We start from the raw sequence: 13,527 nt of genomic DNA on the forward strand, positions 1-13,527 counted from the left end.
ACTAACCTAACCGATCATGAACGCACGGGGATGACCTATGAGTGAGTCACAATTGAACTTCTCACAGCAACGACGGAAAGGAGTAGTGCTGGCAGCAGGTGCGGTTTTGATTTTCGCCGGCGGTGCTGGAGTGTTCCAATACTATGACTTTCCACTAATCGGATACCTTGGATTAGTTGTCCCGTCGATGATCCTCCTGTTCTATAGCTACAGGAACATTTCCGCCAGCCGTAATCAAACAGCGATACAGGATGAACGGTCCGTAAACTTCCACAGAAAGGCCGGCCTCGATTCGTTTTGGATTCTCGTATCGATCATCGCTTTGAATTCGTTACTTTCGATTTTCCCGGCGAAAGGCCAGAATAATATCTATCTGATTAGCGGTATAGTAGCTTATGCACTGACGTTCGGATACTACAAATACGTAAGATGAAGAATGAAGTCTGATCTGAATGTTTATCGTGCCAAGCACGACATTACGCAGGAGGAATTGGCTAAGGAAGTTGGAGTTACCCGTCAGACCATCAATGCCATTGAAACGGGACGCTACGATCCATCACTTGACCTCGCGTTCAAGCTTTCCGATTACTTTGAATGTGATATAGAGGACCTGTTCTCCCCTGAATAGTACGGATCTGAATTGACCATCTCTCCTTAAAAATATTTCACTACAAGAAAGAAGGGATCAGTCTGTAGCCGAGTGATCAGCCGCAGACGACATTCCCGTCATCTGGAACATTGTCGATACAGATGAGACAGCAGCCACAACTCCCGCCGGCGTACCCACAAGTCGCGACGAGACACAGAGAACATTGCGGACCAGTCACACACGCTCCAGCACACCCAGCACACGTCACGCCGCCGACTGCGCAACTGGGACACGGTCCGAATAGCGCGAAACAACCATCACCCTGTGTCGACACGTCTTGTTTCGATATTTCATCCACTTCATATCGTTCTGAACGAAGCGGACTGATTGCTTGTCTCTGCAAGTAAGTATCGCTGTTGCCTACTATTGAGACATACGTTAACACTTCCTCGGTTTGATTCGTGACTTCAAACGCGTTGAATTCCTTCTTGTAGGACGCTGAAATCTCGTCTGGATTAGATCCCGTGATTTCTGCCAAGATGGATAGCTCTTCGCTCGTCGCAGTCCGGTACGTCTGAACTCCTTCGCTATCCTCGTTAACCAAGATGATCTCAGTATCATTCGGCGAGGACCGATACTGCTTGGGGAGGTCTTCACTTTTCGACGACGAATCCACTTCAAAATATGACGAAAACACGCCGTCGTTCGACCGGTCCAATTCACCGTAGACCAGTTCGCCGATCTCGGTCTCTGCTCGAGTCGTAATCACTGAATTTTTGTCATGATGGCGATGCTCTTTTTTCTCTACCGATTCAATTTCCGGGTTACCGACGGCGTTCAGCAGTTGCTTTATCTGCTCGCTTTCTGCCAGCGCTTCTTTTGGATCATCCTCTGCTGAAACCGTCGTCGTTGCTGCCATCCCGATGGCCGTTCCACCGAGACCTTTCATCATCTTTCTCCGATTAAATTTTCCGCTCATACCTCGTCAGTACGATTGTAATCTAAAGCATTAAATTTCTCCCTTCAGATCATAATAAAAGATATTTTATTTAGGTCAACTTACATATTTTGGTGTGGTTCGGCGTCTCGATAGCGGTACTTCTAAACTCGAATTTGCGATTCAGACTCACAGGGGTTCTTCGGTGACGAAACAAGCGATACCGATGACTACCTTCAGTTGCGTCTCCCGTTCGGTGGCAAAAAGGAACGGACTCGACGTGAAACGGATATGTCGAACCCGGGTGAATTCGATGGCCTCAGTTCGTCACGTCCGATCGCGGTTCGGTACAGACCGTTGTTGGCCGCGTTGGTCAAGCGTCACTTCACATCGATTCGCTGTCTGCACGCGGTTCGTCTCGGAAGAACGAATCGAGTTCGAACGGCTCGTCCTCGCCCTCGACGCCGGTCACGTCCAGCGCCGTCACCTCGGCGTCGGTCTCGAGCAACCCTGCGACGCTCGGCTCGGTCCGCCCGTTGTCGCTGCTGATGAGCTCTTTGACGTAGAGGCCGCCCTCGCCGTGGAGCCGTACTTCGGCCTCGGTCGGTCCACGGAGATCTCCCTCGATCGCGTAGACCGTCCGCTGGCGGGTGAGTCCCGCTCGCCGGTGGTCGACCCGCTCGGGCGTGTACTGGTCGACGGTCGTTCCCTCGAGTTTTGCGAGCGCGGCGTCGAACGCGTCCTCCTCGACCGGTTCGGCGAACTCGACGTCCGCCCGGTACCGCTTGCTCGCGTCGTGTTCCTTGACGCGCTCGACCATCTCGTGGGTCGCCAGCCGGAGTCCCGCGACCTCGACCGCGCCATCGGCGGCGTCGTTGATCTCGCGCTCGAGGGCCGCCGGATCTGGGTCGCGCAATCGGGGTCGTTTCACCTCGAGGACGAACGGCCGCCCCTCCTCGAGCATGCGCGCGTCGACGTCCTCGCGGCCCGCGCCGTGGAAGGTGCCCTCGTCGCCGTCCATCGCGTCGACGACGTGGGGTCGAACGACCTGTTCGACGCTCGTATCGTACATGTAGCCCGAGCCGCCGCAGTAGTCACAGGGCTCTTCGCCGTCGTCGCCAAGCTGGACGCCGCTGCCGCCACACTCCCGGCAGGGCCACTCCGTCTGCGGGATGTCGCGCTCGAGTTTGCGGTACCGGCCGTAGACGAACGCGGGATTGACCTGCACGTCGACCGCGTGGCTCGTGACGGTCCCCGACTCGAGGGCCTCGAGCGGATCGAACCCCTCGAGGTCGACGACGGCGAGCACGTCCGGCCGGTCGAAGTCGACCTCGGTTCCGGTCGTCGCGCCGACGCGGCGGCCGACCTCGCGGTTCACTTCGCGCTTCATCGACTCGCCGGCGTCGGGCTCGAGGCCGGCGTCCTCGCGCAGCAGGCGTTCGTTCTCCTCGACCAGCGGCGGGACGCGGGTGCCGACCTGGTAGGTGGCAAAGTCGACGCCCTCGAGGACGTCGGCGATAGCGTCGGCGATGGCGTCGAACGTGCCGCAGTAGCCCTCACAGACCCAGCAGTCCGCGGGCGGGGTGGGGTCGAAGTCCTCGTCGTCGGCCAGCGCGATCGTCGTGCGAAGCGCCCGGCCGCGCTCGGCGTTGGTCAGCCCGAAACTGCGCTCGGCGAAGGGGCGTCCGAGACAGGAGTCGCAGACGGCACCCGTCGACAGCAGCGCGCGGGCGTCTTCCGTGATCATGTCTCGGGAGTCGGGCGGCCGCGGGTAACACGTTTTCCCTTCGCGGGGGCCGGACGCCGGCGCGTTGCTCGCCGCTCCGCCGCGGCTTGAATACGCCGCCCGTTTGCCCCGAGGTTCAAATGGGTCGGGTCCTATCGCCCCATCATGCACGATTCCCGACTGGATCGGCGCTCGTTTCTCGCGGCCGCGAGCGCCGGCCTCGCCGGCGCCGTCGCCGGCTGCGCCGAGCCCCGCGCCGACAGTTCGATCGAGGGGAGTTCCACGTACGACATCGACCGGGGAAACCTCGCTGAAGGATCTGCCTTTACCGACCTCTACAACGCGATCATCGAATCGGTCACGCAGGTCCGCGTCTTCGGGGTCCGGGATCCCAACACGGGTGTACAGGGCCGCGGTCAGGGCTCCGGCTTCCTCTACGACGATCGCCACGTCGTCACCAACGACCACGTCATCGCCAACGGGACCGCGGCCGACCTCCAGTACATCACCGGCGACTGGACGAGCACCACACTCGTCGGCCGGGACTACTACAGCGATCTGGCCGTCCTCGAGGTCGACCACGTTCCGAAGGCGGCCACGCCGCTGTCGCTGACCGACGAGCGGCCAGTCGTCGGCCAGCAGGTCGCCGCCGTCGGCAACCCCTACGGCCTCGAGGGGACGATGTCGACGGGGATCGTCAGCGGCGTCGACCGGACGCTGACGCTCCCGGAGCGGCAGTTTTCGTTCCCGAACGTCGTCCAGACCGACGCCGCGGTCAACCCCGGCAACAGCGGCGGGCCGCTCGTCGATCTGGACGGCGAAGTCGTCGGCGTCATCAACTCCGGCGGCGGCGACAACATCGCCTTCGCGATCTCGGCGGCGCTGGCCGGACGCGTCGTCCCGGCGCTCATCGACGACGGCGAGTACGAGCACTCCTACATGGGCGTCGGGCTCCGGACGGTCGATCGGCTCGTCGCCGAGGCCAACGACTTCCCCGAGGCGACCGGCGTCATGGTCACGGCCACCGTCGACGGCTCGGGAGCCGACGGCGTCCTCCGGCCGGCCTCGGGGACCGTCCGACGGCGCGACGAGGCGATCCCGGTCGGCGGCGATGTAATCCTCGCAATCGACGGCGAGCCGATCCCCGACCGTCACGCCCTCTCGACGTATCTGGCGCTCGAGACCAGCCCCGGCGATACGATCGCGGTTCGGCTCCGCCGGGACGACCGGACGATCACGCGCGAACTGACCCTCGGCGCTCGGCCCGCGGTCTGAGCCGTCCCCCGTCGCGGTCTCCCCGGAGGGCTGCCGAAGACCGTTTACAACGGATCGTTTACCCCATTTCAGCCCGTTTCGCTCCGCCCGAATTTCCCCGTAGCGATATCGTACACATCAGGACCTATCGAGTTCTTTTTCGGCCGATTGAATGGTCCGAACCGGGGCGGATTCGGACGCTACCGCCCGGACTGTTCGGGTTAGCTACTCGATAACAATAGTACGGAATCCGGTATCATTGGTCGGCGCGAGTACCCGCCGCCTGACACCCCATGACCGATGCCGACTTCCACCCGCCCGACACCGAGGCACCGATCACCGATCTCGAGCACGTCACGGTTGAGAACGACGACGCCCCAAACGAGTGTGCGATTTTCCCCCGTGACGCCAGCGAGGACGTGCTGACGACGACCTGGATCTCGGCCCACGAGGGCTCCTTCGTCGCCCTCGAGTCGATCCGCTAATCGGTACCGATGCACGTGAGTCACTCCGTCACCGCGGCCGGATTCTGGCTCGGAACCCTGTTGCCAGTCGCCTATCTCCCTATCATCGTGGGCGGCATCGACTCGATCAGTCGCCTGTCGTTGTTTCTCGGCCTCCTGGTGGTCCACGCGCTCGCCCTCGTCGTCGGCCACGACTATTCGGGGTCGCGGCCCCGCTGAGCGCTCGTCTCTCCCGCGTTCCGGGTCTCGGCTCGTTCCACCGGCCGCCGTCTCGACCGTTCGATCGTCGTCGTTCCCGTTGCGCGATCAGTCCGTGATGCGCCAAAACGGAAGACGTGTTCAGCGCTGAAGATGTTCACATTCGGGCCCATCGTCCGTTCTGTCGCCGATTCGTGCTCCGCGACGAACAGCACCGATGTCGATGCGGGAAACCGGTGGAGTCGCGGTGTTACGACGCCCACGGCGACTGGTGTGCCGTCGACGGTGTCGACGCGGCAATCGGTCGCTCGAGCGTTAATCGAACCCGTCAGTCGAGCGCCGCCGACCAGACCTGCGCCCGCGGCGTGCCGCAACTGTCGCAGACGACCGCCCGCTTGCTCTTGTACGTGGTGCGCTCGAGCACCCCCTCCGAGCAGTCCGGACAGGTCCGCCCCTCGAGGATCGCGAGTAGCTGCCGCTTTCCGCCGGACTGCGACGACTCTGATTTCGCCATATAGACACTCCATACCGGAGACCGAGGAAACGGTTGGCCATGCCTATGCAGCCCGACGGTGCGTCTCGAGTCGAAGGGCCTATGCTCGCGTCCGCTGTACGCCCGCAGGATGTGGCCCTGGGGACACCTCGCCGTCGCCTATCTGCTCTACGCCGTCGTCGCTCGCCGGCAGTTCGACCGCCCGCCGCGCGCGCTGCCGGCGATCGCACTCGCCGTCGGCTCGCAGTTTCCCGATTTGATCGACAAACCGCTCGCGTGGAATTTCGGGGTGTTGCCCGGCGGCCGAACCCTCATGCACTCGCTGTTCACCGCGGCGATTCTCATCCCGTTCGTCGTCGTCCTCGCGGCGCGTCTCGAGGCCCGGCCGATCGGCGTCGGCTTCCTCGTCGGCTACGGCTCGCACCTGCTGGCCGACGTTCCGCCGTCGGTCCTCGGCGGCGAGTACGCCGGCGCGGCCTACCTCCTCTGGCCGGTCCTCGAGCAACCGCCCGAAGCCCCCGTCGCGGGGATCCTCGACGCCTTCCTCCACTACTACGAACTGGGGCTCTACGAGTGGGCGCAGTTCGCCCTCTTCGCGGCCGCCGTCGTCGTCTGGTATGCAGATGGGATGCCGGGGCTCGGACTGGTGCGCACGTCGCTCGAGCGCCGCCTCGGCGTGCAGTCCTGACCGCGACCCGTCGCCGCCGAATCGTGGCGGCTATCCCGCCGGCCGCCTTCCACCCGGTATGCGCCAGTTCGTCCTCATCGGGCACGACGTCCCTACCGATCCCGACTTCTCGCTCGACGACCTCGCCGGCGGGGCCGGCCGCCTCGACGCGCTCTGTCGGTCGATCACCGCCGCGTTCGTCACCTCCCACGGTATCCGCGAGGACGTTCGCGTCCACCTGATCGCACAGGACGAGTACACCATCACCTTCGACGGGAGCGAGCTCCGGCGGCTCAACCCCGACGAGCGCAGCACCGCCGCCCTGGTTCGCACGGCCCTCGAGCACCGCGAGGACGCCATCGGCGCGCTCCCCGCGGAGCCGAGTCCGGGGGTCGAACTGTACCGACGCGGGTTCGAGGCGACGCTCGAGGCGATCGCCGACGACGGCCCGATCGTTCAGTTACACGAGGACGGCGATGCGATCGCGGATGTGCGCCCCGAGGCGCTCGCGGACGCGGTGTTCGTGCTCTCGGATCACCGCGATTTCACCGACGAAGAAGCGGGGCTGCTCGAGGAGTACGCCGACCGGCGACTCCGGCTCGGGCCGCAGTTGCTCCACGCCGATCAGGCGATCACGATCGCGCACCACTATCTGGACACGGCGGGCTACGAGCGGTTTTGAGGGCGAACTCGAGCGAGTGTGGCGCCACCGCCGGCGGGCTGACGACCCCTTTCGCAAGCGTTAAACGAACGGACGCGTTCGCTTAGAATGCGGGCCGGTGGGGTAGCTTGGTATCCTTCGGCCTTCGGGTGGCCGTAACCGCAGTTCGAATCTGCGCCGGCCCACTTTTCCCGCATCGCAAACCCGTGAGCGACAGCAACCGACGGCGGTGCGACTATCGCCGATTTCGCCGATATCCTCGAGCTCGATCAGGGCGACGTATCGCTCCGGGCCCGGAAGTACCGCGGGGAACTCTGAGCACTCGTCGAGTCCGCCGAGTACGCGATCGAGAGCTATGCCGACCGGATGCAACACCTCATGGGCTTGGCCGATCACGTCGCGGAGTCGTCGCCGTTTCAGAAATGGCTCGCGAAGAACGGGGCCGACCTCTCGTTCGACGATCAGGGCGAGCCCCGGCGAATGCGGATCGACACGATTCTCTCCCGGCTGAAGTCGGATAGCTTCGAGAACGTCCAGACGATCGCCGCAGCGGCCCTCGAGAAGTGGTCGAAGTCGGGAAACGATCCGACGGTCCTCCGCGGCATCGAACTGACCTGGAAGACGCCTGGCGGTGGGACTGAAACCGGGTTCGTCGGCGCAGTCGCCGACCGCTGAACCGGCTTGGGTAGTGGCAACACTACCCCTCCGTTTCATTTCCGCAATCACACTTTCATCAGCGGCTGATTTTCACAAGTTGATTTGTCTCCGGTTGGGGTAGCCGTGGCGATCGCCACGACCGCACCGCGACGCCTGCGGGACGGATTCGCGCTGCGCGCGAACCGCCCCTTGGCGGGTGTCCCCAAGGGGACTGAGCCAAAAAATTACAGCACCCCACCCCGCCTCCGCACGCACGACTCCAGTTGATCCACATGAAACGTCCCTTCGAAACTTTTGACATGGTTGAAGTATCTAAGATGAAATTCTATGGTATGGCGGATGAACCGACTTGGGCTTCCATTTTAGAATTGCTCTATCAGGGGCAACAACAACAAATTAGACGAAAAGAAGACGCCCATGATAATACCGTTATTTGCCGCGATGAATTATGCGATGAACTTGATTTGAGCTACCCGGAAGTAGATGATGCACTAACATTCATGGAAGCTGCAGGCCTACTAAAACCAGAAAGTTCCAGATCAGCCAATTTCACTTTGACTCCACAAGGATTCAAGGTTGCACATGAGAGAGTTTTGGAAAAGGATCGTCATTCAAGAGAAGATAAACGATTAGAACGTCAACAAACATTCGAGGATAGACGAGTAGGGTGGCAAGAAGAGCGTGAACTCCAGCGTTCAAAGCGTCAACATGATGTCAATCGAGCAGTTGCTTTCCTTACGTTAGGATTGATTTCAATCACACTCATTGATACCACAGTTAGAACATTTGTTAGAATGGGGGTTTTCGATGTCGCATTCGTGATTATTTTGATAGGTCTTTTTGCTCTTTTTGCATTTACGCTCATTCTCTATTACTTCGGCTTGATTTCACCCCTTTCCGAAGATGGTGATGAAATGAACTTTCAGCGAGATTACTGATGATATTGCCCCTAAGAGGCAGGGCAATTTCGCGGCGCGCAGAGCGCGCGCTGCGCTGAGGGTAAGACGAACTGGCCGATACCGGACGGTACAGAGACGTTATAGCGGTGGTAGATGGATGCGGGACCATACTAAGCGGAACTAGCGGAAGCGCTTAGGCAGGGGTCAGAAAACCGGGTTAATCGAGATCGTCGCCTGTCGGACCTATAGTGATCCCCGTTCGCTATTCGGGCATGACTAGCCTTTGACATTCTTCATGAAGGTAATCATGGCAGTGACGTACAAATTCAGTCAATTCTGGCTCACCACCACTTTCATCTATTTCCTCCAGAGCTTTACCCACCCAGCGATTTTTTCGTACACCTAAATCCATCCACTCCTCTAACTCTCCCACAGGGACAATAAATATACCAAATTCTTTACAGTCGTCTATGATTTCTCCTATCAAATTTTCCACCTCACCACTAGCGGCGGCAACACCTTCATCTTTCAATTCGTCCCAATCTGGGCCAGCATAGTCATCTTCTTCCATTAATGTGTTTACTTCATCACATTTCCGGTTTATTGGTTGTGACTCAGAATGGCTGCTATATGAACGAACAAGGCCAACTAGATCCTGTGGTTTCCGTATTATATCAAGGTCGACAATAGCAGCGCTCGGTATATCTGCTTCAGTGAGAACTGTAGTTATTTTCTTTATTGTCTGTTTGTTTTGACCATACGTATACGGGATATCTCGCTGATCTAAGTTTTCGCTCGCAACAAAGCGATACACAGTAGCATCCGAGTCTGCTTCACAGACTACAACACCCTCATGGAATATCCCCTCAATCACTCGTTGAGAGGACAAAAGCGGATCAGAAGAAAGTTCTTGGGTCGTTTCAATCGACATTTCATTAAAAGTAGTCTGATCATCTCTGCGGTTCAGACGATGTATCGTAATATCAGGACCGCTTGAGAAGACTCCCCGAAGAAAATTAGAATTATGAGTTGATATAATAATTTGTCCAGGTATTTGATCGACATGGTCTGCTAACCAGCCGCCAAATTCTCTAGCCTGTGCAGGATGCAAAAATGCTTCAGGTTCATCAAGCAGTACTGTTCGATTTTGGCTTAGTAGGAGGCTTAATAGGACCCCAGCAAGACTTCGATATCCTGCTCCTTGCTTATCTAATAAATGATAATCCTCGATTTCATCGTTCGGCCCTATGAAGTTGTTTTCTATGTCTCCGAACTCGTCATGCACCAATAGTTGGAATTTCTGTAACCTTCTTATATCTAATATTATGTCTTTATTGAAAATCTGTCTGAAGGCAGCTCGCATCTCTTCTCGGACCTCCTCTTCTTCATAGAGCTTTTGAACAGGATCTGTAGCAAAATCAGACTCTACGTCATATGAGTTGGTTGATTCTGCTATTTCAAGGCGTGAGCCAGCATCAAGATACGATATCGCGAATTTCCTGAAATTCAGGTTATTTATTTCTAGTTCGAAAAGTGAATCTGCGTTCTCCACTTGGTCTTCATGACCCGGATTGATCGTGACAGCGGGATAACCCTGTACCTCTGGCCCCATACTACGGAATTGTCTCCGTCCTCTTTGATCGACAGTCTCATCCAATCGGTCTACAAATTCGTCGAATGTGACATTTTTAAGATCAAGATCTTGTATAAGTACGGTTTCTGGATCGTTTCTGTGGTTGGTCGTCATAATTTCTCTTATATCCCTTAATGTCTGCGATTTGCCAGTATTGTTCGGCCCGACAAGAATAGTGAAATCGCTGAACTCGACGAACTCTCCACTCTTTGTAGTACCGCCTTCAATCATTATTATCTCTACTTATATTCTCTCCACTAGTGTTAACTCCTTTCGATCTTTCCTGTACGAATTGCTCACTAACCATTCCTGCTTTCTTTTTTCCGAAGCTCCCCCTGGGGTTGTACGTCGACAGAATCCGATTCCCGAATATACACACGAGCCGCGACTCGCCGTGTGCAGATCTCGAGTTAGCCCACCACTCAAATCGCTATTCTCTCTGATTGAGCAACACGTTCCGCCGATCTCAGGCTGAAATAGGCCGGTCAGTGAGTCGAAAAAACGAGGATTTCGGGGGTCGTGTGTACGAGCATGCGAATCAGAACCGGCGGTGACTACGCGTATCGATGAGACGCGAGCGATCGTGCAACTGCTTCTACGACTACAACGAAATAACGGCCGTGGTCGACACCTGCGACGACGTGCCGTCGGTCGTTCGGGCCGCTTTCGCGTCCTCGAGCGCGACGATCGTACGCTCGAGCGCGGGAGCCCCACCGTGCGACTGCGACGGAACCGTACCGGGTTCGCTGCCCGTTGTACAACGACCTTGTCAGTGTAAGTGGTAGCATTATCCTCGCCGCCGCCGTGGCTTTCGTCGCCGGGGTTACCACGAGACCGCCGTCATCACTGTCTCTGCCATCATATGTTACCCCGGCTCGCCGTTTTGACATCCGCTTTGGACAGTCCCTGGTCCCACGCGTCGCCGATGCTGCTTCGGATCGATATCTCTCCGCCGGAGACGCTGTCGTGACTCGCGATCCTGTACACGGAGCGCTGCGTCGAAAACGGCGCTGAACGAGCCGGCAGCCAAGCGATGTGCGCTCGAGCGGAGCGCAGACGAGTTGGGGGAGCCGGTCGTGTTGCTGCCGGTTTCGTTCCCACCACCGGTACCGCCGTCGCCGTCAGTCGGCCAGCGCCGCGACGAGCGTCTCTACGTCGAAGTCGTTGAGCGGGTTGTGCTCGTCTTTGACCGTCGTGATGACGAACTTCGAGGAGGTGCGTTCGATCTCGTCGATCGCCTCGTAGTCCTCGATGAGCGTCTCGACCATTTCGCGGTTGGCCACGTGGGCGATGGCGACGAAGTCGGTGTCGCCCATCGTGAAGTAGACCTGGTTGACTCCCTCGACGGCGGCGAGTTTCTCGCCGACGGTGTCGTGGTAGCCGTCCTCGAACTCCGCCCAGACCTCCGAGATGAGCGTGATCGAGAGCCCGACCTTCTCGAGGTCGATATCGTACAGATCGTTTTTGATGACGCCGGCCTCGCGAAGCTGGGTGAGTCGGTAGTGGACCGTCGATTTCGGGATGCCGGTTGCGTCTGCGATCTTGTCCGGGCTCGCTGTGCCGTCTCTGGCGATGGCGGTCAGAATTCGAATGTCTTTCTCATCCATGGGCGAGTTCCGACTACCGTTCAATGGTGCTGGGGTCGTATAAATGAATACTGATTGGAATCTCGTCCGCTCGGTCTCGTCTCGTCGTCTCGAGGCCGCTCCGTTCAGTCGAGGCGAAGTTCGATCAACGATAGCTCGTCGGACGGGACGGCCTCGGTGAACGCCGCCTCCACCTCGTCCCACGTCTTGGGGCGGTAGGCCTCGAGTCCGAAGCTCTCGGCGAACGTCACGAGGTCGGGATTGGTCAGTTCGGTGCCGGTGTGTTCACCGCGGTGGTCGTCCTGTTTCTCCGAGATCAGGCCGTAGTCGTCGTCGGTGAATACGATGGTCGTAAAGCCACAGTCCAGCCGGCTCGCGGTCTCGAGTTCCGCGGCGTTCATCAGGAAGCCGCCGTCGCCGGTGCCGGCGACCACGTTCGCGTCGACCGCGAGGTCGGCCGCGAGCGCGCCCGGGACGGCGATTCCCATGCTCGCCAGTCCGTTCGAGATGACGCAGGTGTTCGGCTCGTAGGTCGGGAACGACTGAGCGATCGCCATCTTGTGGCTGCCCACGTCAGAGACGAGCACGTCGGAGTCGGCCATCGCCTCGCGCAACAGCGGCAGGGCGTTTCTAACCGTCACGGGATCGCCGTCGGCCGGCGGCTCCGTTACCGCCTCGAGCAGGCGATCGTGGAGGTCGTCACACCACACGGCACACGCCTGGGCCTCGAGGCGGTCGTCGATCGCGCCCAGCGCCGCACCGACGTCCGCGACGATCTCCACGTCGGGGTTGTAGTGGCGGTAGACTTCCGCGGGCTCGTAGTCGACGTGGACGATGGTCTTCTCGAGGTCGGGGTTCCACCCTTCGGGGTCGTGCTCGGCGATGTCGTAGCCGACCGCGACGACGCAGTCGGCGCGCTCGATCGCCCGCGCGGCTTCGTCCTCGGGCCCAGAGTCGAGCGTCATCAGCGAGGCCAGTTCGCGGTCGGAGATCGCTCCCTTGCCCATGTACGTCTCGACGACTGGGATGCCCACGCGGTCGACGATAGCCCGGATGGATTCGGACGTGCGGGTCCGCACCGCGCCGTTGCCCGCCAAAATGATCGGTCGTTCGGCGTCCGCGATCAACGCCGCCGCGCGCTCGACCGACTCGTCGTCGGGATCCGGCCGGCGCACCGGATCGCGCCTTTCGATCGGATCGGCCGCGACCGACCCGGCGGCCACATCTTCGGGGAACTCGAGGTGGGTCGCGCCCGGCTTCTCGTACTCGGCGAGCTTGAACGCCTTGCGGACCGATTCGGGAACGATCTCGGGCTCGGCGATCTGGGTGTTCCAGGCGACGATCGGCTCGAAGATGTCGACCACGTCTAACGCCTGGTGACTCTCCTTGTGCAGGCGCTCGCGGCCGCCCTGCCCGGTGATCGCGACGACGGGGCTCTTGTCGAGTTGCGCGTCGGCGACGCCCGTCATGAGGTTCGTCGCGCCGGGGCCGAGCGTCGAACAGCAGACGCCGGCCTCGCCGGTCAGTCGGCCGTGAACGTCGGCCATGAACGCCGCGCCCTGTTCGTGGCGCGTCGGGACGAATCGGACCGACGAGTCACGCAGCGAGAACAGGAGGTCTTCGATTTCCTCGCCCGGCACCCCGAAGACGCGATCGACGCCTTCGGACTCGAGACAGTCGACGAGTAGCTCGGCTGCCGTTTGCATGGTCGCCCCGTCCACACCGCCGTCCATTAATCGTCCCCCGTCAAACTCGATTCGCCC

14 protein-coding genes, 1 tRNA gene and 1 pseudogene are annotated in these 13,527 nt (G+C 59.5%); 10 read left to right on the forward strand and 6 right to left on the reverse strand.

What is annotated here, in order from left to right:
- The first annotated feature begins 37 nt into the window (after positions 1–37).
- Both NKH51_RS18550 and NKH51_RS18555 read left to right on the forward strand, forming a co-directional pair.
- The gene (locus NKH51_RS18550) at positions 38–433 is read left to right on the forward strand and encodes a hypothetical protein (RefSeq protein WP_254763150.1); all 396 of its coding nucleotides are present in this window, start codon (positions 38–40) and stop codon (positions 431–433) included.
- A gap of 3 nt (positions 434–436) precedes the next feature.
- A complete protein-coding gene (locus NKH51_RS18555) occupies positions 437–628 on the forward strand; it encodes a helix-turn-helix transcriptional regulator (RefSeq protein ID WP_254763151.1) in 192 nt (63 codons plus the stop codon).
- 76 nt (positions 629–704) lie between these two features.
- Here the strand turns inward: NKH51_RS18555 and NKH51_RS18560 are convergent, their stop codons facing one another.
- Both NKH51_RS18560 and NKH51_RS18565 read right to left on the reverse strand, forming a co-directional pair.
- Positions 705–1,568, reverse strand: a complete 864-nt coding sequence (locus NKH51_RS18560; RefSeq protein ID WP_254763152.1) for a hypothetical protein — start codon at positions 1,566–1,568, stop codon at positions 705–707.
- A 343-nt stretch (positions 1,569–1,911) separates the two neighbouring features.
- Positions 1,912–3,273, reverse strand: coding sequence for a tRNA pseudouridine(54/55) synthase Pus10 (locus NKH51_RS18565; RefSeq protein ID WP_254763153.1), 1,362 nt, complete (start codon positions 3,271–3,273; stop codon positions 1,912–1,914).
- 144 nt (positions 3,274–3,417) lie between these two features.
- Between NKH51_RS18565 and NKH51_RS18570 the strand changes: the two genes are divergently transcribed.
- The 3 genes from NKH51_RS18570 to NKH51_RS18580 all read left to right on the forward strand — a co-directional run bounded on the left by NKH51_RS18570 (position 3,418) and on the right by NKH51_RS18580 (position 5,189).
- The gene (locus NKH51_RS18570; RefSeq protein WP_254763154.1) at positions 3,418–4,527 is read left to right on the forward strand and encodes a S1C family serine protease; all 1,110 of its coding nucleotides are present in this window, start codon (positions 3,418–3,420) and stop codon (positions 4,525–4,527) included.
- Positions 4,528–4,799: 272 nt separating this feature from the next.
- Positions 4,800–4,991, forward strand: a complete 192-nt coding sequence (locus NKH51_RS18575; protein ID WP_254763155.1) for a DUF7511 domain-containing protein — start codon at positions 4,800–4,802, stop codon at positions 4,989–4,991.
- A gap of 9 nt (positions 4,992–5,000) precedes the next feature.
- The gene (locus tag NKH51_RS18580) at positions 5,001–5,189 is read left to right on the forward strand and encodes a DUF8028 family protein (RefSeq protein WP_254763156.1); all 189 of its coding nucleotides are present in this window, start codon (positions 5,001–5,003) and stop codon (positions 5,187–5,189) included.
- A gap of 307 nt (positions 5,190–5,496) precedes the next feature.
- Here the strand turns inward: NKH51_RS18580 and NKH51_RS18585 are convergent, their stop codons facing one another.
- Positions 5,497–5,682: an HVO_A0556 family zinc finger protein gene (locus NKH51_RS18585; RefSeq protein ID WP_254763157.1), complete on the reverse strand. Its 186-nt coding sequence runs from the start codon at positions 5,680–5,682 to the stop codon at positions 5,497–5,499.
- Positions 5,683–5,791: 109 nt separating this feature from the next.
- On the opposite strand from NKH51_RS18585, the gene NKH51_RS18590 reads away from it, so the two are divergent.
- From NKH51_RS18590 to NKH51_RS18610, 5 genes and pseudogenes are all read left to right on the forward strand, one after another.
- Positions 5,792–6,349 (forward strand): metal-dependent hydrolase, encoded by a 558-nt coding sequence (locus NKH51_RS18590; protein ID WP_254763158.1) that lies wholly within the window; start codon positions 5,792–5,794, stop codon positions 6,347–6,349.
- Between the two features lie 58 nt (positions 6,350–6,407).
- On the forward strand, positions 6,408–7,010 hold the full coding sequence (gene trmY, locus NKH51_RS18595) for a tRNA (pseudouridine(54)-N(1))-methyltransferase TrmY (protein ID WP_254763159.1): 603 nt from the start codon (positions 6,408–6,410) through the stop codon (positions 7,008–7,010).
- 91 nt (positions 7,011–7,101) lie between these two features.
- A tRNA-Pro gene (locus NKH51_RS18600) sits at positions 7,102–7,174 on the forward strand.
- 31 nt (positions 7,175–7,205) lie between these two features.
- A pseudogene (locus tag NKH51_RS18605) lies at positions 7,206–7,664 on the forward strand (DUF7845 domain-containing protein); the annotation flags it as partial.
- 281 nt (positions 7,665–7,945) lie between these two features.
- The gene (locus NKH51_RS18610) at positions 7,946–8,584 is read left to right on the forward strand and encodes a hypothetical protein (RefSeq protein ID WP_254763160.1); all 639 of its coding nucleotides are present in this window, start codon (positions 7,946–7,948) and stop codon (positions 8,582–8,584) included.
- Between the two features lie 223 nt (positions 8,585–8,807).
- On the opposite strand, the gene NKH51_RS18615 is transcribed toward NKH51_RS18610, so the two are convergent.
- From NKH51_RS18615 to NKH51_RS18625, 3 genes are all read right to left on the reverse strand, one after another.
- Positions 8,808–10,409 carry an ATP-dependent nuclease gene (locus NKH51_RS18615; RefSeq protein WP_254763161.1) on the reverse strand — a complete coding sequence of 534 codons (1,602 nt, stop codon included), beginning with the start codon at positions 10,407–10,409 and terminating at the stop codon, positions 8,808–8,810.
- Between the two features lie 890 nt (positions 10,410–11,299).
- Entirely contained in the window at positions 11,300–11,785 is a 486-nt protein-coding gene (locus tag NKH51_RS18620; protein ID WP_254763162.1) for an Lrp/AsnC family transcriptional regulator, read from the reverse strand.
- Between the two features lie 104 nt (positions 11,786–11,889).
- Positions 11,890–13,470: an acetolactate synthase large subunit gene (locus NKH51_RS18625; protein ID WP_254763163.1), complete on the reverse strand. Its 1,581-nt coding sequence runs from the start codon at positions 13,468–13,470 to the stop codon at positions 11,890–11,892.
- Positions 13,471–13,527 lie beyond the last annotated feature (57 nt).

Origin of the sequence: Natrinema marinum (genome assembly GCF_024296685.1) — an archaeon.
Taxonomy (GTDB): Archaea; Halobacteriota; Halobacteria; order Halobacteriales; family Natrialbaceae; genus Natrinema; species Natrinema marinum.

Excerpts from the sequence above, each read along its gene's own strand:
- NKH51_RS18625 (WP_254763163.1), bottom strand. The coding sequence starts at position 13,470 with ATGCAAACGGCAGCCGAGCTACTCGTCGACTGTCTCGAGTCCGAAGGC.
- NKH51_RS18560 (WP_254763152.1), bottom strand. The coding sequence starts at position 1,568 with ATGAGCGGAAAATTTAATCGGAGAAAGATGATGAAAGGTCTCGGTGGA.
- NKH51_RS18550 (WP_254763150.1), top strand. The coding sequence starts at position 38 with ATGAGTGAGTCACAATTGAACTTCTCACAGCAACGACGGAAAGGAGTA.
- trmY (WP_254763159.1), top strand. The coding sequence starts at position 6,408 with ATGCGCCAGTTCGTCCTCATCGGGCACGACGTCCCTACCGATCCCGAC.
- NKH51_RS18615 (WP_254763161.1), bottom strand. The coding sequence starts at position 10,409 with ATGATTGAAGGCGGTACTACAAAGAGTGGAGAGTTCGTCGAGTTCAGC.
- NKH51_RS18590 (WP_254763158.1), top strand. The coding sequence starts at position 5,792 with ATGTGGCCCTGGGGACACCTCGCCGTCGCCTATCTGCTCTACGCCGTC.
- NKH51_RS18580 (WP_254763156.1), top strand. The coding sequence starts at position 5,001 with ATGCACGTGAGTCACTCCGTCACCGCGGCCGGATTCTGGCTCGGAACC.
- NKH51_RS18565 (WP_254763153.1), bottom strand. The coding sequence starts at position 3,273 with ATGATCACGGAAGACGCCCGCGCGCTGCTGTCGACGGGTGCCGTCTGC.
- NKH51_RS18620 (WP_254763162.1), bottom strand. The coding sequence starts at position 11,785 with ATGGATGAGAAAGACATTCGAATTCTGACCGCCATCGCCAGAGACGGC.
- NKH51_RS18585 (WP_254763157.1), bottom strand. The coding sequence starts at position 5,682 with ATGGCGAAATCAGAGTCGTCGCAGTCCGGCGGAAAGCGGCAGCTACTC.
- NKH51_RS18575 (WP_254763155.1), top strand. The coding sequence starts at position 4,800 with ATGACCGATGCCGACTTCCACCCGCCCGACACCGAGGCACCGATCACC.
- NKH51_RS18555 (WP_254763151.1), top strand. The coding sequence starts at position 437 with ATGAAGTCTGATCTGAATGTTTATCGTGCCAAGCACGACATTACGCAG.
- NKH51_RS18570 (WP_254763154.1), top strand. The coding sequence starts at position 3,418 with ATGCACGATTCCCGACTGGATCGGCGCTCGTTTCTCGCGGCCGCGAGC.
- NKH51_RS18610 (WP_254763160.1), top strand. The coding sequence starts at position 7,946 with ATGGTTGAAGTATCTAAGATGAAATTCTATGGTATGGCGGATGAACCG.